General features: G+C 65.9%; 19 protein-coding genes. 14 read left to right on the forward strand and 5 right to left on the reverse strand.

Features of this window, described 5'->3' with window-relative positions; all coding sequences use genetic code 11:
- Positions 1-82 precede the first annotated feature (82 nt).
- Both AC1DEZ_RS24245 and AC1DEZ_RS24250 read left to right on the forward strand, forming a co-directional pair.
- The gene (locus AC1DEZ_RS24245) at positions 83-1306 is read left to right on the forward strand and encodes an NAD(P)/FAD-dependent oxidoreductase (RefSeq protein ID WP_441510740.1); all 1224 of its coding nucleotides are present in this window, start codon (positions 83-85) and stop codon (positions 1304-1306) included.
- A 16-nt stretch (positions 1307-1322) separates the two neighbouring features.
- Positions 1323-1829, forward strand: coding sequence for a DinB family protein (locus AC1DEZ_RS24250; protein WP_441510741.1), 507 nt, complete (start codon positions 1323-1325; stop codon positions 1827-1829).
- A 126-nt stretch (positions 1830-1955) separates the two neighbouring features.
- Here AC1DEZ_RS24250 and AC1DEZ_RS24255 read toward each other — a convergent pair whose 3' ends face one another.
- Positions 1956-2489, reverse strand: a complete 534-nt coding sequence (locus tag AC1DEZ_RS24255) for a GNAT family acetyltransferase (protein WP_441510742.1) — start codon at positions 2487-2489, stop codon at positions 1956-1958.
- Positions 2490-2665: 176 nt separating this feature from the next.
- Here AC1DEZ_RS24255 and AC1DEZ_RS24260 point away from each other — a divergent pair, with 176 nt between their 5' ends.
- Genes AC1DEZ_RS24260 through AC1DEZ_RS24270 form a run of 3 tightly spaced genes read left to right on the forward strand, consistent with a single transcriptional unit; the run spans position 2666 to position 4413 of the window.
- Positions 2666-3298 (forward strand): LysE family translocator, encoded by a 633-nt coding sequence (locus AC1DEZ_RS24260; RefSeq protein WP_441510743.1) that lies wholly within the window; start codon positions 2666-2668, stop codon positions 3296-3298.
- Positions 3299-3307: 9 nt separating this feature from the next.
- Positions 3308-3874, forward strand: coding sequence for a chromate transporter (locus tag AC1DEZ_RS24265; RefSeq protein WP_441510744.1), 567 nt, complete (start codon positions 3308-3310; stop codon positions 3872-3874).
- A complete protein-coding gene (locus AC1DEZ_RS24270; RefSeq protein WP_441510745.1) occupies positions 3874-4413 on the forward strand; it encodes a chromate transporter in 540 nt (179 codons plus the stop codon). The genes AC1DEZ_RS24265 and AC1DEZ_RS24270 overlap by 1 nt, the downstream gene beginning before the upstream one ends.
- On the opposite strand, the gene AC1DEZ_RS24275 is transcribed toward AC1DEZ_RS24270, so the two are convergent.
- The gene (locus tag AC1DEZ_RS24275; RefSeq protein WP_441510746.1) at positions 4380-5372 is read right to left on the reverse strand and encodes a hydrogen peroxide-inducible genes activator; all 993 of its coding nucleotides are present in this window, start codon (positions 5370-5372) and stop codon (positions 4380-4382) included. The genes AC1DEZ_RS24270 and AC1DEZ_RS24275 overlap by 34 nt on opposite strands.
- 178 nt (positions 5373-5550) lie before the next feature.
- Between AC1DEZ_RS24275 and katA the strand changes: the two genes are divergently transcribed.
- The 3 genes from katA to AC1DEZ_RS24290 all read left to right on the forward strand — a co-directional run bounded on the left by katA (position 5551) and on the right by AC1DEZ_RS24290 (position 9462).
- Positions 5551-7038 carry a catalase KatA gene (gene katA / locus AC1DEZ_RS24280; RefSeq protein ID WP_441511182.1) on the forward strand — a complete coding sequence of 496 codons (1488 nt, stop codon included), beginning with the start codon at positions 5551-5553 and terminating at the stop codon, positions 7036-7038.
- A gap of 157 nt (positions 7039-7195) precedes the next feature.
- A complete protein-coding gene (locus tag AC1DEZ_RS24285; RefSeq protein ID WP_441510747.1) occupies positions 7196-8122 on the forward strand; it encodes a cation diffusion facilitator family transporter in 927 nt (308 codons plus the stop codon).
- A gap of 131 nt (positions 8123-8253) precedes the next feature.
- Complete coding sequence (locus tag AC1DEZ_RS24290; RefSeq protein ID WP_441510748.1) at positions 8254-9462, forward strand: M20 family metallopeptidase; 1209 nt, start codon at positions 8254-8256, stop codon at positions 9460-9462.
- Positions 9463-9468: 6 nt separating this feature from the next.
- On the opposite strand, the gene AC1DEZ_RS24295 is transcribed toward AC1DEZ_RS24290, so the two are convergent.
- Positions 9469-10050 (reverse strand): TetR/AcrR family transcriptional regulator, encoded by a 582-nt coding sequence (locus AC1DEZ_RS24295; RefSeq protein WP_441510749.1) that lies wholly within the window; start codon positions 10048-10050, stop codon positions 9469-9471.
- Between the two features lie 106 nt (positions 10051-10156).
- On the opposite strand from AC1DEZ_RS24295, the gene AC1DEZ_RS24300 reads away from it, so the two are divergent.
- Entirely contained in the window at positions 10157-10381 is a 225-nt protein-coding gene (locus AC1DEZ_RS24300; RefSeq protein WP_441510750.1) for a hypothetical protein, read from the forward strand.
- A gap of 8 nt (positions 10382-10389) precedes the next feature.
- On the opposite strand, the gene AC1DEZ_RS24305 is transcribed toward AC1DEZ_RS24300, so the two are convergent.
- Together AC1DEZ_RS24305 and otsB are read right to left on the reverse strand one after the other, a co-directional pair.
- Positions 10390-12231, reverse strand: a complete 1842-nt coding sequence (locus tag AC1DEZ_RS24305; protein ID WP_476780905.1) for a glycoside hydrolase family 15 protein — start codon at positions 12229-12231, stop codon at positions 10390-10392.
- A 10-nt stretch (positions 12232-12241) separates the two neighbouring features.
- Positions 12242-13042, reverse strand: a complete 801-nt coding sequence (otsB, locus tag AC1DEZ_RS24310) for a trehalose-phosphatase (RefSeq protein ID WP_441510752.1) — start codon at positions 13040-13042, stop codon at positions 12242-12244.
- Positions 13043-13321: 279 nt separating this feature from the next.
- Between otsB and otsA the strand changes: the two genes are divergently transcribed.
- The 5 genes from otsA to prmC all read left to right on the forward strand — a co-directional run bounded on the left by otsA (position 13322) and on the right by prmC (position 19679).
- Complete coding sequence (gene otsA / locus AC1DEZ_RS24315; RefSeq protein ID WP_441510753.1) at positions 13322-14875, forward strand: alpha,alpha-trehalose-phosphate synthase (UDP-forming); 1554 nt, start codon at positions 13322-13324, stop codon at positions 14873-14875.
- 182 nt (positions 14876-15057) lie between these two features.
- Positions 15058-17325 (forward strand): phosphoenolpyruvate--protein phosphotransferase, encoded by a 2268-nt coding sequence (gene ptsP, locus AC1DEZ_RS24320; RefSeq protein WP_441510754.1) that lies wholly within the window; start codon positions 15058-15060, stop codon positions 17323-17325.
- Positions 17326-17374: 49 nt separating this feature from the next.
- Complete coding sequence (gene prfA, locus AC1DEZ_RS24325) at positions 17375-18460, forward strand: peptide chain release factor 1 (protein ID WP_441510755.1); 1086 nt, start codon at positions 17375-17377, stop codon at positions 18458-18460.
- Between the two features lie 74 nt (positions 18461-18534).
- Positions 18535-18786 carry a hypothetical protein gene (locus tag AC1DEZ_RS24330; RefSeq protein WP_441510756.1) on the forward strand — a complete coding sequence of 84 codons (252 nt, stop codon included), beginning with the start codon at positions 18535-18537 and terminating at the stop codon, positions 18784-18786.
- 53 nt (positions 18787-18839) lie between these two features.
- Positions 18840-19679, forward strand: coding sequence for a peptide chain release factor N(5)-glutamine methyltransferase (gene prmC / locus AC1DEZ_RS24335; RefSeq protein WP_441510757.1), 840 nt, complete (start codon positions 18840-18842; stop codon positions 19677-19679).
- The last annotated feature ends 409 nt before the right edge of the window (positions 19680-20088 follow it).

The following is a 20088-nucleotide window of genomic DNA, read 5'->3' on the forward strand; positions in this document are numbered from 1 at the left end:
CGACAAGCGGCTCCGGTCGCGTCATTCATGCGCGGAATTCACCAACCCGGCTCTTGAGCCGAACCGTCGCGCGAGGGCCGCCATGTCGTCCGTCTCCGAAACCGCCGATGTCGTGATTTGCGGGGGCGCCGCGATCGGCTCCTCCGTCGCCTATCATCTCGCCGCCGATCCCGGCTTCACCGGCAAGGTCGTGGTGATCGAGAAGGACCCGACCTATCGCTTCTCCGCCTCCGCGCTCTCCGCCGCCTCGATCCGCCAGCAATTCTCCAGCGCGGTGAATATCCGCATCTCGCTCTTCGGCGTCGATTTCCTGCGCAATATCGGCGCACATCTCGCGGTTGATGGCGAAGTGCCGGCGATCGACCTGCATGAAGGCGGCTATCTCTATCTCGCGAGCGACGCCGGCGCGCCGGTCCTTGCCGCCAACCAGAAGCTGCAGGCGGCTGAAGGCGCCGATATCGCCCTCTATGACCCGGCCGCGCTGAAGCAGCGCTTCCCCTGGCTCAATACCGAGGATCTCGCCTGCGGCACCTTTGGTGTCAGCGGCGAGGGTTGGTTCGACGGCTGGGCGTTACTCCAGGCCTTCCGCAAGAAGGCGCGCAGCCTCGGCGTCGAGTACCAGCAGGGCGAGGTCGCGGGTTACGTTACCGAGGGTGGCCGGGTGACCGCTGTCGAACTCGCCGATGGCAGCCGCATCGCCTGCGGCGCCGTGGTCAATGCTAGCGGGACGCATGGCGCAAAGCTGGCGGCGACGGCGGGCATAGACATCCCGGTGAAGTCGATGAAGCGCTACGTCTTCACCTTCACCTGCAAGGGTGATGTCGATGGCTGCCCGCTGCTGATCGACACCACCGGCGCCTGGTGCCGGCAGGAGGGCAAGCGCACGGCGGAGGGCCAGCTCTTCATCGGCAGCTGTTCGCCGCTGACGCCCGAGCAGGATGTCGAATGGATCGAGACTGATCCTTCCGCCGAGGACGTCGATTGGGGCTTCTTCGAGGAGGTCGTCTGGCCGGCGCTCGCCCACCGCATACCGGCCTTCGAGCAGATCAAGCCCGGCCGCGCCTGGGCCGGTCCTTACGACATGTGCGGGCTCGACCATAACGCCATCGTCGGCCCGGCGGTCGGAGTGCCCAATCTGTATCTCGCCAACGGCTTCTCCGGCCACGGCCTGCAGCAGTCGCCGGCAGTTGGCCGTGGGCTCGCCGAGCATATCGCGCATGGCCGCTATCGCTCGCTCGACCTTGCCGATCTCGGTCACGAGCGCATCGTTACGGGCAGGCCGCTCAAGGAGGCCAACGTCATCTGACGAGGAGGCCGCCACCATGGTCGATCCCGCCTATGTCCGGACCATGGCCCGCTACAATGCCTGGCAAAACCGCAGCCTGATGGAAGCGGCGGACGGGCTGACAGACGAGGCGCGCAAGCTCGATCGCGGCGCCTTCTTCAAGTCGATCCACGGCACCTTCAACCATATTCTCTGGGGTGACGAGATCTGGCTCAGCCGTCTCACGGGCAGCGAGAAGCCGTCAGTCGGCGGCCGCGATTCGGCGGTTTATTTCGAGGACTGGGCGCAGTTCTGCGCGCGCCGCCGCTTGCGCGACCAAGCCATTCTCGACTGGGCGGAGAGCGTCGAGGCCGATTGGCTGCGCGGCACGCTGATCTGGTATTCCGGCGCAGCCGGCCGCGAGATGGGCAAGCCGCGTGCCTTCGTGATCGCCCATTTCTTTAACCACCAGACCCACCATCGCGGCCAGATTCACGCCATGCTCACGGCGGCCGGTGCGAGGCCCGACGATACCGATCTCTTCCTGGTCGACGAGACGCGGTGAGGGCAACCGCTGTCATGCTCGGGCTTGCCCCGAGCATCTCCTGCCGAAAGAAGCTCCAGTGCTCTTGCTGCCGGAGATTCTCGGGTCACTGCTTCGCGGCGCCCGAGAATGACGCGAGGCGACCGCTTATCCTTCGCCTGCGACGGAGGAGGGTATGCCCGCATGTCCCTTTGGTCGCCTGTCTTTCGCGCCTTCCTCATCCTCCTCATGCTCCGGCGGAACCGACGCCGTCGCGTTCTGGCTGAGCTTCTGGAAGAGGCCGAGACCCACCAGCGCGAGCACTGCCAGCAACATCAGGAGGCCGGGATAGACGAGGTCTCGCATCGTCTCGCGCGACGTCTTGGCGATCAGCACCAAAGACTCCAGCGAGAGCGCCACGATCATGATCGACATGAACTTGGTCAGCGATCCCCGTGCCTCGGCGGGCCGGCGCATCTCGCGATCGGCCACCACCTCTTCCTCGAACAGGAACTTGCCGACATCGGCGACCGCCACCGCGATGATCACCAGGCCGATCGCGTCGAGCATGGTGTCGAGCGCGCCGTCGCCGGTCCAGAAGCCGTGCGACGTCCGCCAGACCGCGACCCCTATCAGGATGATCGAGGCGCCGAGCAGCGCGAAGGCGATGATGGTGTAGAGCAGCCGGCTGAACAGCGTCATGTCTCCCCCCAATCCGCTTGCTGGCGACAACCGCCGTTGAGGCGGCCGGTTCCGTTCCTGTGCCTCCGGGGCCGCCGCGGACGCATCGAAGGCTTGCATGGCGGCTCCCGCGGCAATGCGATTGCCGGCTACCCTGTTCCATGGTCCAAGCGCTGAGTTCCGCGGAGCGCTGAGCCATGCCCGAGACGACCACCCTCGTGACCTTCGCCCTGATCGCGCTGGGCATGGTGCTGACGCCCGGACCCAACATGATCTACCTGATCTCGCGCTCGATCGCGCAGGGCAGGGGAGCGGGGCTGATCTCGCTCGGCGGCGTCATCCTCGGCTTCTTCGTCTACATGTTCTGCGCCGCCTTCGGCATCACGGCGCTGCTCTTCGCCGTGCCCTATGCCTATGACGCGCTCAGGCTGGGCGGTGCTGCCTATCTGCTCTGGCTGGCCTGGCAGGCGGTGCGGCCGGGCGGGCGCTCGCCCTTTCACATCCGCGACCTGCCCCATGACGGGCCGCGCAAGCTCTTCGCCATGGGCTTCCTGACCAGCCTCCTCAATCCCAAGATCGCGATGTTCTATCTCGCGCTGCTGCCGCAGTTCATCGACCCGGCCGCCGGCGATGTGCTGGCCCAGTCGGTCGTGCTCGGCTTCATCCAGATCGCGATCAGCGGCAGCGTCAACGCTCTGATCGCGACGGCGGCGGGCAGCATCGCGCTCTTCCTGCGCACGCGTCCGTTCTGGTCGCTGGTCCAGCGCTGGCTGATGGGCACTGTGCTCGCCGGCTTCGCCTTGCGCATGGCGATGGAAGCGCGGCGCTAGCAATCGTCGATGTCAGCCCTCGAAACCGCGACGGACGCGCCTCCGCCTTCCCTGCCGGCCCTGTTCACCGGTTTTCTCAAGATCGGGATGATGGGTTTCGGCGGCGTCGGCCCCGTGGCGCGCCATATCATCGTCGCCGAGCGCAACTGGCTCGACGATCGCGGCTATGCCGAGCTGATGGGCATCTGCCAGGCGCTGCCGGGCGCAAATACCGTCAACGCCGCCGTCATGCTCGGAGACCGCTTTCGCGGCGCGGCCGGTGCTTTGACCTGCGTCTTCGCCCTGATGGCGATGCCGCTGCTCGCGCTCGTTGCGATCGCGAACATCTATAACGCGGTTTCCGACCATCCGCTGGCGCAGGTCGCGCTGACGGGCGCTGCTGCCAGCGCAGCCGGGCTGATCCTCGGCACAGCCGCACGGCTGCTCGCAAAGGCCGGCCTTGCTCGCTGGGCCTGGATCATGGCCATGGCCGCTTTCGCGGCGGTTGGCGTGCTGCGGCTGCCCATGCTGCCGACCCTGCTGGTGCTCGTGCCGCTCGGCCTGGCCGCCGCCTCTCTGGGAGCGCGGCGGGTCTGATGGAGCGCGGCATCTTCGGCCAGTTGATCGTCACCTTCGGCACGATCTCGCTGATGGCGATCGGCGGCGCCAACGCCGTGGTGCCGGAGGTCCACCGCCAGATCGTCGACATTCTCGGCTGGATGGACGCGCCGACCTTCGCCCGCCTCTTCGCCATCGCCCAGTCCGCGCCGGGGCCGAACGTGATGCTCGCCAGCATCGTCGGCTGGCATGTCGCCGGGACGGGCGGCCTGCTCGTCGCCACCGCGGCGATGCTGCTGCCGTCCTCCGTGCTGGCGCTCGCCTGCAGCCGTGGCCTGCAACGCTTCAGCGACAACAGCATCGTTCGGATCGTGACGCTCGCCCTGGTGCCGATCGCGCTCGGCCTGATGCTCGCGAGCGGTGCCGTCGCGACGCTGGCAGCCGACGCCGGGCTTTTCGGCTTCGTGATCACGGCTGCAACGGCCGCGGTGACCTATCGCTCGAAGCTCAATCCGCTAGTGCCGATGGCGGTGGGCACCGTCGTCTATGTCCTAGCCTGGTACGCCGGCCTCGTCTGACGTTCCGGCTGGGCGGCCGCGAGGTTGATCGCTCCCGGCTCGGCCGCAGGGAGGCGATTTGCCGTCAGGGCTTCGCCGATTTCCGTGAGAACGGCACCGAGTGCCTCGAAATCAGCCTTGCGGGGCGAGGTTCGGCGCCAGGCGAGGCCGATCGAGCGGCTCGGCACCGGTGCGGCGAAGCGGAAGAGCCGCACCGGCATGTCCGGTCTGAATTCGATCGGCAGCGCCATCGCAGGCATCAGCGTGGTGCCGAAGCCGTTGGCGACCATCTGCATGATCGTGGAGAGACTGGAGGCGCCATATTGCCGACGCGAGCCGCCCGCGGTGGTGCGGCAGAAGCTCAGCGCCTGGTCACGGAGGCAATGGCCTTCCTCGAGCAGCAGCAGGTTCTCGCCCGCGAACGGGGCGTCGGGCCGGAAGGGCGGGGCATTCTGTTGCGTTTCGGCGGGGACGGCGAGCAGGAAAGGGTCGTCGAACAGCGGCAGGGTCTCGATTCCCGCGCGTTCGATCGGCAATGACAGCAGGGCGACGTCGAGTTGCCCTTCGATCAGTTCCTCCAGCAGCGTCGCGGTCTGCGTCTCTCGCAGCCTCAAATCCAGCGCCGGGAAGCGCCGCTGCAGCAGCGGCAGGGTCGTCGGCAGCAGATAGGGCGCGATCGAGGGAATGACGCCCAGGTCCAGCTCGCCGCCAAGGAGGCCGCGACGGTGGCGGGCGTGGTCGACGAGATCGCTGGTCTCCAGCAGTATGCGGCGGCCGCGCTCGGCGATCTCGGCGCCCATCTCGGTCAAGGCGACTGCGCCGCGCCGTCGCTCGACCAGCTGACAGCCCAGAAAGGCCTCGAACTCCTGGATCTGCAGTGACAAGGCGGGCTGGCTGACATGGCATTCCTGCGCGGCGCGGCCGAAATGACGGTGCCGGGCGAGGGCGACGAAATAGCGGAGCTGCTTCAGTGTGACCATGTCGATTTGATAAACTTATCGTGCCCTGCCGTAAACGGTATTGGACATTGTCGTCACATGGCGCTGTTACTTCCTCCAATTCCAAACCGGCCGTGCCCGTCACGCGGGCGGTCGACCGTTCAGGAGGGAATGAGCCATGTCAGCCAACGATCCGAAGAACCCGCAGACCGGCGTCGCGATGACGACCACGGCCGGAGCGCCGATCCCGGACAACCAAAATTCGATCACTGCCGGCGAACGCGGCCCGGTCCTCCTGCAGGATTATCAGCTGATCGAGAAGCTGGCTCACCAGAACCGCGAGCGTATCCCGGAGCGCGTCGTCCACGCCAAGGGCTGGGGCGCCCATGGCACGCTGAAGATCACCGGCGACATTTCGAAATACACCAAGGCCAAGGCGCTCCAGCCTGGCACCGAGACCCCGCTGATCCTGCGCTTCTCGACGGTGGCGGGTGAAATGGGCGCCGCCGACGCCGAGCGCGACGTGCGCGGCTTCGCCATCAAGTTCTACACCCCGGAAGGCAACTGGGATCTCGTAGGCAACAATACACCGGTCTTCTTCGTGCGTGACCCGGTCAAGTTCCCCGACTTCATCCACACCCAGAAGCGCCATCCCAAAACCAATATGCGCTCGCCCACCGCGATGTGGGATTTCTGGTCGCTCTCGCCGGAAAGCCTGCATCAGGTCACCATCCTGATGTCGGATCGCGGCCTGCCGACCGATGTTCGCCACATCAATGGTTACGGCTCGCACACCTATTCCTTCTGGAACGACAATGGCGAGCGCTACTGGGTGAAGTTCCACTTCAAGACCATGCAGGGCCACAAGCACTGGACCAATGAGGAAGCGGAGAAGGTCATCGGCAGGACGCGTGAGTCCACGCAGGAAGACCTGTTCAATGCACTGGAGCGCGGGGAGTTCCCGAAGTGGAAGGTGCAGGTCCAGATCATGCCCGAGCTGGACGCCGAGAAGACCCCCTACAACCCCTTCGACCTCACCAAGGTCTGGCCGCATGCGGATTATCCGCCGATCGACATCGGCGTGATGGAGCTCAACCGCAACGCGGAGAACTATTTCGCCGAGATCGAGAACGCCGCCTTCTCGCCGTCGAACATCGTGCCTGGCATCAGCTATTCGCCTGACAAGATGCTGCAGGCCCGCATCTTCTCCTATGCCGACGCCCATCGCCACCGGCTCGGCACGCATTACGAGAACATCCCGGTCAACCAGCCGAAATGCCCGGTGCACCACTATCACCGCGACGGCCAGATGAACACCTATGGCGGCATCCGCACCGGTCATCCGAACGCCTACTACGAGCCCAATTCCTTCAATGGCCCGGTCGAGCAGCCCGCGGCCAAGGAGCCGCCGCTGAAGATCTCGGGCGATGCCGATCGCTATAACCACCGCATCGGCAATGACGACTACGGCCAGCCGCGTGCGCTGTTCAACCTGTTCGATGCCGGCCAGAGGGAGCGCCTCTTCTCCAACATCGCCGCGGCGATGGGGGGCATCCCGCAGGAGATCGAGGAGCGCCAACTGGCGCATTTCGACAAGGTCCACCCGGATTACGGCAACGGCGTGCGCCGCGCGCTCGCCAAATCCGACGGCCGGGCCCGGCCGGCGATCTCGGTGACCGAGAACACGCCGCAGGAAGCGGCCGAGTGATCGGCTGATCCTTCGCGAGATAGGAAAAGGCCCGTCTGCCTCGCAGGCGGGCCTTTTTTATTAGGCGGCACGGCCTCACGCCCAATGTGGGGGAATGGCATTTCGGCCGCCCGGCCTGTAGCGTCCGGGGAGGGCGGCGGAGCGAAGGGCCAACTCCGTGAACACAGAGCAAAACGTTCTGCGCGTCTCGATCGCCGTCACCTTCCTCCTCGCAGCGGCGGGCATTGCCTTCGGCCTCCTCTCCGGCTCCTTCGCGATCGTCTTCGACGGCGTCTACGCTCTGACGGACGCGACCATGACGATCGTCGCGCTGCTGGTCGCCAATCTGATTACGTCCTCGACGGCTGACGGCGCTGTCGGCGGCAGGCTGGTCAAGCACTTCACCATGGGCTTCTGGCACCTGGAACCAATGGTCCTCGGCCTTAACGGCATCCTCCTGACGGGAGCAGGGATCTATGCGCTGATCAACGCAATCGGCAGCATCATGGCCGGTGGGCGGCATCTCGCCTTCGATTACGCCATCGTCTATGCGGTGCTGACGATGCTGATCGCCTTCGCCATGGCGATCTACGGCAAGCGGGCCAACCGGGACCTCCATTCGAACTTCGTCGCGCTGGATGCCAAGGCCTGGGCGATGTCCGGCGGCCTCAGCGGCGCGCTGCTCGTCGCCTTCGTCTTCGGTTACGCGATCCAGGGGACTCGGTTCGCCTGGATGCTGCCCTATGTCGATCCGGTCGCGCTGGCGCTGGTCTGCATCGTCGTGATCCCCATGCCGATCGGAACGATCAAGCAGGCCCTCGCCGACATTCTGCTGGTAACGCCGGCCGATCTGAAGCGCCATGCCGACAACGTCGCGGAGGACATCGTCCGTCGCTACGGCTTTGCCACCTACCGATCCTATGTCGCGCGGGTCGGCCGCGGACGGCAGATCGAGCTCTATTTCATCGTGCCCAAGGACGGGCCGGCGAAGAAGCTGGAGGAATGGGACCGCATCCGCGATGAGATCGGCGAGGCGATCGGCGACGATACGCCTGACCGCTGGCTCACCATCGTTTTCACCACAGATCCCGAATGGGCCGATTGAGCCCGTCTAGGCGGCGCCGGCTGGCATGCGCGCGGTGAATGGGATCTCCGCTGTGGTTTGCCGTTGCCGCGAAAGGCCCAGCCTATAAGCTGCCCGGCATTGTCCCATCCGGAACGAATGCGAGTGAGCCGATGAGCGCTTTGACCCCCGAGGAGCAGAAGGTCACGGAGTGGCTGGCGAGCCGCAAGGAAGGCATGGTCGCGCTGTTGCGCGAACTGGTCGATACCGACTCGGGCTCCTACGACAAGGCCGGCGTCGACCGGGCAGGAGAGGTCGTCGCGCGCTTCCACAAGGCGAATGGGCTCGACGTCGAGGTTTTGCCGGACGCCCGCTTCGGCGATGCCGTCAAGGCGCGCCTGCGCAATCCGACAGCCAATGACCAGCGACCCGTGCTGCTGCTCGGCCATCGCGATACCGTCTTCCCGCAGGGCGAACCGACGCGCAGGCCGTTCACGATCAAGGGCGCGCGTGCCTATGGGCCGGGCGTCGCCGACATGAAGGGCGGCATCGTGATCTCGGCCTTCGTCGCCGCGGCGTTTTCAGAATGCGGCGGCCTGACCTCGCCGCTCATGATGCTGACGACCAGCGATGAGGAGATCGGCTCACCGTCCTCCCGGCCGGTGATCGAGGAAGCGGCGCGCGAGTCGCGCTGCGTCTTCAATGCCGAGCCCAGCCGGCTGCCTGCCGGAACCGATTTCGCCAGGGACCACAAGCAGTCGGTCACCAGCGGCCGCAAGGGCGGCGTCTTCATGCGCGCCGAATTCACCGGCAAACCCGCCCATTCCGGCGCGAACTATGAGAAGGGCGCCTCGGCCATCGTCGATCTCGGCCACAAGATCCCGCAGCTCCAGGGCCTCACCGATCTGGAGAAGGGCATCACCGTCAATGTCGGGCTGATCGGCGGTGGCCAGACCGTCAACACCATCGCCCCGCACGCCTGGTGCGAGATCGATCTGCGCTATGTCACCGCTGCCCAGCGCGACGAGATGGTCGGCAAGATCACGGCGATCGTCGAGGCGCCGCAGGTGCCGGGCACCAGCGCCGTGCTCTCGATCAAGGGCGAATTCCTGCCGCTGGAGCGTTCATCGGAATCGGCCGTGCTCTACGACGTCTATCGCGAGGCCGCGGGCGCTTTCGGCATCGGGGTGACCGCGGAATTCACCGGCGGTTGCGCCGATTCAGGCTTCACCGCCGCGCAGGGCACTCCGACCTTGTGCAGCGTCGGGCCGATCGGCGGCATGGCCCATACGCCGGACGAGTTCCTGGAGGTCGAGAGCCTGGTCCCGGCGGCGCAGGTGCTGGCGCTTGCCGTGATGCGCGCTGCCGCGAAGGTCGGCTGAGAGCGGTCAGCGGCAGAGCAGATCGATCTTGCGGCTGAGCGAAGGCTCGTCCTCGCTCAGCCGGTCGGTCAGCACATGCAGCCAGTTGAAGCCGACCCAGAGCTCGAGCCGGTCGTCGATCTCCTCAGGCGCGAACTCGCCGCGCTCGGCGGCGCGCACGAACATCTGCCGTGGCGCCGCCAGCCTCTCCGGCATGAACTTGAAGCGCAGCGCGGCGAGTGCGCTTTCGCTGCTCTGAGCCTCGGCGATCAAACCCCGGAAGACGCGCCCCGCCGTATCCTCGCGCCAGAACCGCCAGAGATCCCTGGTGTAGCGCAGAAGGTCGGCGCGCAATGAGCCCTCGTCGGGCACGGGGATCGCGGCGTCCTTTTCCGCGCCGTAGACGTCAATGAACAGATCGGCCTTGTTCGGCCACCAGCGGTAGATCGTCGGCTTGCCGGCGCCGGCACGGCGGGCAACCTCCTCGATCGAGAAGCCGGCATAGCCCTTCTCCGCCAGCAGATCCCGCGCTGCCGCCTTCACGGCCGCCTCCGTCTCGGGGCTGCGCCGCGCGCCGATCGAGGCACGCCGCTTCAGGTGCGGTTCCATTGCAATCCCGTCCTTGTCGCTTCGCGGTCTCTCCTTGACATAACGAAACGGGCCGTTTAGATCAACCAATCGAAACGGTCCGTTTCGTTATGAACAAGGCCATCACATGGGCACGCCTTCTTCCTTCTCGCGCCTTGCGGCACGCCTGCGCTTCCTGGCGGTTGCGACTGCCGGCGCCTATGGCGCCATCAATCTCCTGCTGGCTTTGCTCGCGCCGCTGACACAGGGGTGGCCGACGCTCGGCGTCACGGCCCTGGCAGTGCCGCCGATGGTGCTGGCGATGGTCTACGGTGTGATCCCGATCGCGTTCCGTTTCGGTTCGCCCCGCTGAAGCATGGCTCAGAACGCCTCTTCCCAGTCGCGGCTGAGGCGCATCGCGCAGTTGATCAGCCCGACCATCGAATAGGTCTGCGGGAAATTGCCCCAGAGCTCGCCGGTTTCGAGGTCGGCATCCTCCGAAAGCAGGCCGAAGCTGTTGCGCCGCTTCAGGATGCGCTCGAACAGCTCCTTGGCCTCCTCGCTGCGCCCGATCGCGTTCAGCGCATCGACATACCAGAAGGCGCAGATCAGGAAGCCGGTGTGCATGTAGCCGAAATCGTCCTGTACCGCGTAGCGCAGCAGCAGGTCGCCGCGCTTCAGGTCGCGGCCAATCGCCTCGACGGTGGCAATGAATCGGGCGTCATCCGGCTTGACGAAGCCGATCTCGGCGAGGAGCAGCAGCGTCGCGTCGAGTTCCTGACCGTTGAAGGTCGAGACGAAATGACCTTTCTCGCCGTTCCAGATCTGCTCGGCGATGATGGTTTTGAGCCGCTTCGCCTCGCCCTTCCAGTATTCCTTGCGATCGGCGCGCCCGAGCGTGCCGGCGATGCGGGCGAGCCKGTCRCAGGCSGCCCAGCACATCACGCTGGAGAAGGAGTGCACGGCTTSCTTCTCGCGCAGCTCCCASGGGCCGGCATCGGGCTTGTCGAACACGGAGATCGCCAGCTCGCCCATCCGTTCGAGCTGGCTGAACAGCGTATCCTTGCCGGGCTGGATCAGGCGACGGTCGAAGAAGGAATGCGTCGCCGCCAGCACAACCGCGCCGTAGCCGTCGTTCTGGATCTGCACCGCCGCGCCGTTGCCGAAGCGCACCGGCTGGTGCCCGCGATAGCCTGAAAGGTTCGTGGCCTCGAACTCGATCAGCGTGCCGCCGCGCGTGATCGGGTAGAGCGGCGGCAGGTGCTCGGCGCCGCTCTCCGAGAAGGTGTCGACGATATTGGTGATGAAGCCGAGATAATCCTCCATCGTCCGCGTCGTGCCGAGCCGGTTCAGCGCATGGACGACGAAATAGGCGTCGCGCAGCCAGCAATAGCGATAGTCCCAGTTACGTTGTGTGCCAGGCGCCTCCGGAATCGAGGTGGTCAGTGCGGCGACGATGGCCCCGGTCTCCTCGAAGGAGCAGAGCTTGAGCGTGATCGCCGCGCGGATCACCTCTTTCTGGTACTCGAACGGGATCGAGAGCGAGCGCACCCAGTCGCGCCAGTAATCGGTCGTCTTGTCGAGGAATTCGCGTGATGCCGTTTCGATTTCCGCGCGCAGCGCCTCGTCCGAGCCAATGACGAAGGAATAGGTCTGATCCACGGCGAACGGCGTGCTCTCCATCACGTAGGAGATCGGCGCATTCGTCGTCAGCCGGATCGTCTGGTCGGCGCCGACGAAGCGCATGTGGTTGGAGCCGCGGGTGATCTCGTCGGGCTCTTCTCCGATGCCGAGGCAGGGCTTGAGCAGGACGCGGATGCGCGGACGGCCCGAGATGCGGCGCACGCGGCGCACGAGCTGCGGCGGACGGAAAAAACGCTCGTAGCGCACGAAGCGCGGCGCGAAATCGAGAATCTCGATGGCGTTGCCCTGATCGTCCGACAGCACGGAGGAGAGGATCGCGGTGTTGTCGAGATAGCCCTGCTCGCAGCGCGTCATGCCGACGAGCTCGATGGCGAAGAAGCCCTTGTCGAGCTCATCATTGCCGTCATCGGCCTTGTTGTTGATCAGCGAGCAGAACACCGGATCGCGGTCGAAACGCGGGAAGCAGCCCCAGACGATGCGGGCGCGCCGGTCGATGAGCGCGGCGATCGAGCAATTGCCGATCACGCCGAGGTCGAGCGAGGCGGAGTGCTGCCCCGCAGCCGTGGTCGTTACGCTCATGGCTAGGCCCTTAGTTCTGGGAAAAACTGGAGGCGGTCAGGCCGCCATTCTCGGCGGCTTCGAGCAGGATATGCCGCAAGGCGGTCGGCGAGGCGAGGCGGATCGTCGCCAGGCTCTCTCGATCCGCGCCGATGCGGATCGAAAGCCCACCCATGGCGTTGACCGTCTCGAAGCCATCCTCGTCGGTGATGTCGTCGCCGATGAAGACGGGGCGGTGGCCGGCATAGGCCGGTGTCGCCATCAGCCAGGCGATGGCGCCGCCCTTGCTCGCGCCGGCCGGAACCAGCTCAGCGACGGACTTGCCCTCCTGGAGGCGCACGCCGGGCCCAAGCTTCGCAGCGGCCTTTCGCATCAGATCCAGCGCCTCGTCCTTGAGCTCGGGCGCAAGCCGCCAGTGCAGCGCTGCCGAAATCCGCTTGTCCTCGACGATGATGCCGACATGGCTGTTGGCGAAGCGCGCGAGGTCCCGCAACGTCTCGCGCATATGTTCGGGGGGGGCGGACTGCGAGCGCAGCTCGCCCCCCATCCGAATCTGGGCGCCGTGCAACCCGGCGATGTCGAAGCGGTAAGGTGCCAGCATCTCGTCGAGAAAGGCGATCGGGCGCCCCGAGACCAGGGCCAGCGCCCCGCCAAGCTGGCTGCGCAGGCTTTCCAGCGCCGGGGCGACGCGCCGGTCGAGCTGGACGTCCTCGGGGGAGGGCGCGATCTCGACCAGTGTTCCGTCGAAGTCGAGGAACAGCGCGATCTGCTCCGCCTCCGTAGCGATATCACGAGCGCTGTGGACAGTTTCCGGTTCGATCAATGTCGTCATCGCTTTCTATTTGGGCAGGGAAGACGGCAGAAGAACGGCTGTCCTCGCTGGCAATCCTTTCTCATGGCCGGCGCGCGGCTACCAGCGCGGAAAAATCGTCATCGGGGTTGTCTCATTTTACTGTTCGCCCGATAGTGGCGATCACGATTTCATCGCAGCTCCGCCACCGCTTCGCCATGCGGCCAGCGCTGCACCCCGGAAACATTACGCTTGCCTGGGCGTTCTGTTCCTGCCGCCGATGGCAAAAATCGGGCGGCCCTCCTGGAGAAATTCGTCGCTATGCGTCTCATCGTCGTTTCGAACCGCGTCACCATCCCCGATCGTCAGGAAAAGGCGACGGCGGGCGGGCTGGCGGTGGCGCTGCGCGAGGCGCTCGAGCAGCATGGTGGCCTCTGGTTCGGCTGGAGCGGCGGCATCAGCGACGCCGCGGTCCATGACATCCGGCAGATCCAGCGCGGCAACGTGACCTATGCCGTGACCGACCTCAGCGAAGCCGAGCGGCAGAGCTATTATCTCGGCTTTTCGAACCGGGCTCTCTGGCCGCTGATGCACTACCGGCTCGGGCTGACCGATTTTCAGCGCAGCGACTATATGGGCTATCTCGGCGTCAATCGCCGCTTCGCCCGGGCGCTGGCGAGTCTCATCCAGCTCGACGACGTCATCTGGATCCACGACTATCATCTGATCCCGCTGGCGGCGGAACTGCGCCGGCGCGGTGTGACCAACCGCATCGGCTATTTCCACCATATCCCGTGGCCCTCGGCCGATGTGATCGGGGCCTTGCCGTTCAGCGGGACACTGATCCGCACCATCGCCGCCTATGATCTGGTCGGGATGCAGACGGAGCTCGATGTCCGCAACCTGATCGGTGGGCTGGAGGCGCTGTGCGGCGGGCGCCGCGACGGGCAGCGCGTGCGCGTCGGTACGCGCGAGACTGAGGTGCAGGCCTTCCCGATCGGCATCGACGTCGAGGGGTTCCGCCGCCTCGCCACGGCCTCGACGCGTCAGGCGCCGACACCGCTGCGGGCCACGCGGGAATCGCTCGGTGAGCGCAAGCTCGTCGTCGGCGTCGATCGGCTCGACTATTCGAAGGGTATCGTACAGCGTCTCGAGGCGTTCGGAGAGTTCCTGCGCAGCCATCCCGAGCATCGCGGCAAGGTGAGCCTCCTGCAGATCGCCCCGCCTTCGCGCAGCGACGTGCCCGAATATGCCGAGCTGGACCGCCTTTCCGACGAGGTTGCGGGCAGGCTGAACGCCCAGCTCGGCGAGTTCGACTGGACGCCGATCCGGGTGGTGAAAAAGGCATATTCCCGCAATGCGCTCGCCGGCTTCTATCGCCGCGCGGAGGTTGGGCTCGTCACCCCGATGCGGGACGGGATGAACCTCGTCGCCAAGGAATATGTCGCGGCCCAGAATCCCGCGGATCCGGGTGTCCTCGTCCTCTCGCGCTTCGCCGGCGCCGCCCAGCAGATGCGCGAGGCGCTGATCGTCAATCCCTATGATGCCCATGAGGTGGCGGACGCGATCCGCACCGCGCTCGCTATGCCCAAGACCGAGCGCATCCGCCGCTTCGAGGCGCTTTACACTACGATCGCCGCTGCGGACATCGATTGGTGGACGCAGAGATATCTCGACGCATTGACGGGCCGTGCTGGCGTGCCGGGCGTGGAAGCCGAGCGCGAGAAACCGAGGACCGGGACCCGGCGCCCTGCGCGGACCGCCGTCATCACGAAGCGGCCGTCCCAGGATGGCAAGAGCCGCAAGGTCTCGAAAGAATCACCGCGGAAGCCGGAGGCCCTCGCGGCGTCTCATCTGGCGGTGGTTCGACCATGAGACCTTGGCTCAATCGCGACGAAGACGGTCGAAATCTTGGGGGGATGTTCCAAGGCCTGTTCACAGCCCTTGCCGAATAAGGTCTTTGGTCGCTAGAAGGCAGCATGGCCGGGTTGGGCGACTCGGGTCGGACAGGCATCGTATCGTCGATGGCTGAGGAGGCGGGCGGAGGGCTGAGATCGATGCGAGGTGCTCTCGGAGGACCGGGCGTTCTGTTGCGCCGCCTCCGCGAGGTCATGGCCGCATCGATCAGCCCGCAGGAGCGGCTCGATCGGCTCGTCGTCCTGATCGCCGGCAACCTCGTCGCGGAAGTCTGCTCCGTCTACGTTCTGCGCGAGGACGGCTCGCTCGAGCTTTACGCCACCGAGGGCCTCAACCGGGAGGCGGTTCACCTCACGACCATGCGCGCGGGCGAAGGCCTCGTCGGTCTGATCGCGAGCGAGGCTGAGCCGTTGGCGCTTTCGGATGCGCAGGCGCATCCCTCCTTCTCCTACCGGCCCGAGACGGGCGAAGAGGTTTATCGCTCCTTCCTCGGCGTGCCGATCCTGCGTGGCGGCGCCGTGATGGGCGTGCTCGTCATCCAGAACCGCGCCTCGCGCATCTATTCCGAAGAGGAGGTCGAGAGCCTCCAGACCACCGCCATGCTGATGGCGGAGATGATCGCGGCCGGCGGGTTGAAGTCGCTGGCAGCGCCCGGGGCCTCCATCGGTCTCGACCGGCCGATCCACAGTGTCGGCGTGATCCTGGCTGACGGCGTCGGGCTTGGCCATGCGGTGCTGCATGAGCCCCGCGTCGCCATCAGCAACCTCATTGCCGAGAATCCGGCTGCGGAGGTCGGCCGCCTCGAAGCCGCGATCGGCGAGATGCGCGCATCGATCGACGAACTGATCGAGCGGGGCGACGTCGCTCACACCGGCGAGCATCGCGACGTTCTCGAAACCTTCCGCATGTTCGCCCATGACCAGGGCTGGCTGCGCCGGATGCGCGAAGTCGTGATGACCGGTCTGACTGCCGAGGCGGCAGTGGAGCGCGTCCAGTCCGACACCCGCGCGAAGATGCTGCGCCAGACCGACCCCTATCTGCGGGAACGGCTGCATGACCTGGACGATCTCGCCAACCGGCTGCTGCGCACCCTGCTGGGCAAGGCCAATGGCGTTGCGCATGAGCAATTGCCCGAGAACGCGATCCTCGTCGCGCGCTCCATGGGGCCGGCCGCTCTGCTCGACTATGAGCGCGCGCATCTGCGCGGCCTCGTCCTGGAAGAAGGCGGCCCGACCAGTCACATCGCCATCGTTGCCCGCGCGCTCGGCATTCCCGCAGTCGGAGAGGTCGCGAATGCGACTGCGCTCGTCCAGGCGGGAGACGCCATCATCGTCGACGGCCAGGCGGGCGAGGTGCAGATCCGCCCGCAGCCGGATGTCGAGAACGCCTACAAGGACAAGGCCCGGCTGCGTGCCCGCAAGCAGAAGCAGTACGAGAAGCTCAAGGAGCTGCCGGCGGCGACCAGGGATGGCGTCGCGATCACGCTGCAGATCAATGCCGGCCTGATCGTCGACATGCCGAACATCGAGGCGACGGCGGCGTCCGGCATCGGCCTGTTCCGCACCGAGCTCCAGTTCATGGTGGCACAGCATATGCCGACCACCGCCGAGCAGCAGGCGCTCTATACGGCGGTGCTGGATGCGGCTGGCGAGCGCTCCGTAACCTTCCGCACCCTCGATATCGGCGGCGACAAGGTGTTGCCCTATATGGAGCGGGTCGAGGAGGAGAATCCGGCGCTCGGCTGGCGGGCGATTCGCATCGGGCTCGACAAGCCCCGCCTGCTCAGGGCGCAGTTGCGCGCGATGCTGCGTGCCGGAGCCGGGCGCGATCTCAAGATCATGCTGCCGATGGTCGCGACGACCGACGAGTTCCGCCGCGCCCGCATGATCATCCGCCGCGAGCAGGCAATGCTGGAGAAACAGGGCGTCGCTCCGCCGCATGATCTGCGCGTCGGGGTGATGGTGGAAGTGCCTTCGCTTCTGTTCGAGCTGCCGGAAATCGCCCGCGAGGCCGATTTCCTCTCGATCGGCACGAACGACCTGATGCAGTTCCTCTTTGCCGCCGACCGCGAGAACAAGCGCGTGGCGGATCGCTTCGATCCGCTCGGTGTCGGGGCCTTGAGGGCGCTGCGCCGGATCATCGATGCGGCGTCGGAAACCGACTGCCCGGTGACGGTCTGCGGCGAGATGGGTGGCAAGCCGCTCGAGACGATGGCGTTGATCGGTCTGGGTTATCGCGGTTTCTCGATGTCGGCCGCCTCGGTCGGCCCGGTCAAGGCGATGCTGCGTGCGCTCGACGTCCGCAAGCTCCGCGAACGCATGGACTGGATGCTCGCCTCGCCGGAAGGAGCCGCCAGCCTGCGCCCGCACCTCGCCGCCTTCGCGGCTGAATTCAAGGTCCCGGTCTAGCGACGCTCGCTCGCACACCCGGCCTTCTCGTCATTCGCAGAGTTATCCAATGTCCCTTCAGCTTCCCCAGGATCGTCTCGACACCATCGTGGCGCGTCATGCCGCCGCGATGGACGAGATCAACCATGCGAGCGATCCGGTCCGAACCGTCGAACTGGCGAAGGAACTCTCGGAGCTCGATCCCGTCGTTGCAGCGATCGCGTCCTGGCGCCAGGCTCAGGTCTCGCTGGAGGAGGCGGAGGGCCTGATCGCAGATCCCGCTACCGACCCGGAATTCCGCGATCTCGCCTATGAGGAGCGCGATGCCGCCCGCGCCGAGATCGAAGTGCGTGGCCGCGAGATCCTGATCGCGCTGCTGCCGAAGGACGCCGCCGACGAGCGCGGCGTCATCATTGAAATCCGGGCGGGAACCGGGGGGGACGAAGCTTCGCTCTTCGCCGGTGATCTGCTGCGCATGTATCAGCGCTATGCCGCCCAGAAGGGCTGGAGCGTCGACATGCTTTCGGAAAGCGAGGGAACCGTCGGCGGTTACAAGGAAGCCATCGCCGAGATCAACGGCCGCGGCGTCTATGCCCGGCTCAAATTCGAATCCGGCGTTCACCGTGTCCAGCGCGTGCCGGATACCGAGGCGAGCGGGCGCATCCATACCTCCGCTGCAACGGTCGCGACCCTGCCGCTCGCGAGTGATGTCGACGTCGTGCTGAACGATGGCGATATCCGGGTCGACACGCTGCGCTCCGGCGGCGCCGGGGGGCAGCACGTCAACAAGACGGAATCGGCGGTGCGCCTCACCCATATTCCGACAAATACGGTCGTGCTGGTTCAGGACGAGCGCTCTCAGCACAAGAACAAGGCCAGGGCCTATGAACTGCTGCGCGCCAAGCTCTACGACATGGAGCGCCTGCGCATCGATGCCGAGCGCTCAGCGGACCGGCGTTCGCAGGTCGGCTCGGGCGATCGCTCGGAGCGCATCCGCACCTATAATTTCCCGCAAGGTCGCGTCACCGACCATCGGATCAACTTGACGCTCTATAAGCTCGACGAAATGATGCAGGGCTTGGTGCTCGACGAGATCGTCGATGCCCTGACCGCCGAGCATCAGGCAAAGCTCCTGGCAGAGGAAGGAGCGGCGTAAGTCCGTGGCGATGAAACCAAATCGCCCCCTCCACGTTGGTGGTGTGTTGACACCAGCAAAGGGGGGATCCTCCCATGATCAAGACGATGTCCACGGTAGCGATGGCCGGCCTGATGGCGCTGGCGATGAGCGGAGTCTCGCAGGCGCAAGAGAAGGCGCTTCGGAAAGTCACCTCGGGTCCGCCCGCGGCCTTGCAGGGGGCAATGACCCAGTCGCAGGCGCGCAAGGCCTGCCAGATGGAGATGAAGGGCGCGCGCGAGAGCAAGGCCTCGATCAATACCAAGATGAAGCTGTGCATCGACCAGAAGATGCAGGGCAACAGCTGATCGACCGCGCGAACCCGAGCGCTTCGGCGATCGATTGGTCAGGGGAGGGCGCCGTGCCGACCGTCAGGGAAGCGCGGCGTTTCCTTGCGCGGCGCCTGATCCAGTCTGGCTCTCAGAGTGCAGGGCTCGACGCCCGCCTCCTTGTCGAGGGAAGCCTGGGAGTCGAGAATCCGGATCCCGACATGGCTTTGCCGCCGGAGGGGCTTGCCAGGCTGCGCGACTTTGCGCTGCGGCGGATATCGGGCGAGCCCGTCTGGCGCATTCTCGGCGAACGCGAATTCTGGGGCCTCGCATTTCGGCTTTCGCCCGCCACGCTTGAGCCGCGGCCGGACAGCGAGACCATCGTCGAAGCCGCCTTGAGGGAACTGGCCGATCGCCGGGGCGAGGCCCTGAAGCTGCTCGATCTCGGAACCGGCACCGGCTGCTTGCTGATCGCGCTGCTGAGCGAGCTGCCGCTGGCGACGGGCATCGGGATCGATCTGTCGGAAGACGCTATCGTCACGGCGGCCGGCAACGCTGAGCTGAACGGAGTGGCCGAGCGCGCGAACTTCCGGCGAGGCAACTGGACGGAAGGGCTGGGCGGCGGCTTCGACTTGATCCTGTCCAACCCGCCCTATATCCCCTCGTCAGAGATCGCCGGTCTGTCCGTCGAAGTGCGAGAGCATGACCCGTTGCTGGCGCTCGATGGTGGTGAAGACGGGTTGGGGCCCTATCGCATCCTTGCTCGGTCCTTGCCCGCTTTGCTGGCACCCGGCGGCCTGGTCGTCTTTGAGATCGGTGCCGGGCAGGGCCCCGACGTCATCGCGCTGATGCGCGCCGGTGGGCTTGAATTCCGCGGCAGCCGGAACGATCTGGGAGGGCACGAGCGGGCGTTGATCTTCGCGCTCGCCTGAAATGCACAGGCTTTTGGTTGATTTCGCTTGGAGAAGCAGTCAAAAGCCGCTATGCAGCATTCAGCCGAAGCTGGTGGCGTCAGAGCCGGGCCTCAGGGCAGTTTCCGTTTTTGCAGGATTTGCTCGAGTTCGGCATCGTTTGCAGGCATGTTCCTGAGGCGATGCAGCTGACAAGCCGGGTGGAGCCCCGAAGGCGCGTGGCGCCGATCGGCTCATGGGGTTGAGGCCCCTTTTGGGGCGGAGCCCCGTTTTGGAAAAGAGCGCGTGAAGACCAGAAACGGCGTATCGCCCCTTCGGGTCAACTCAGTCCGGCACAGCGTCGCAACCCGCTGTGTGTCGCAACGCGTATGACGGCACCACGGTTGCTTTGAGCACAGAAGCGCGAGACAGACGCGAATGAGACCAGGTC

The organism is Allobosea sp. 10L422, assembly GCF_056395345.1.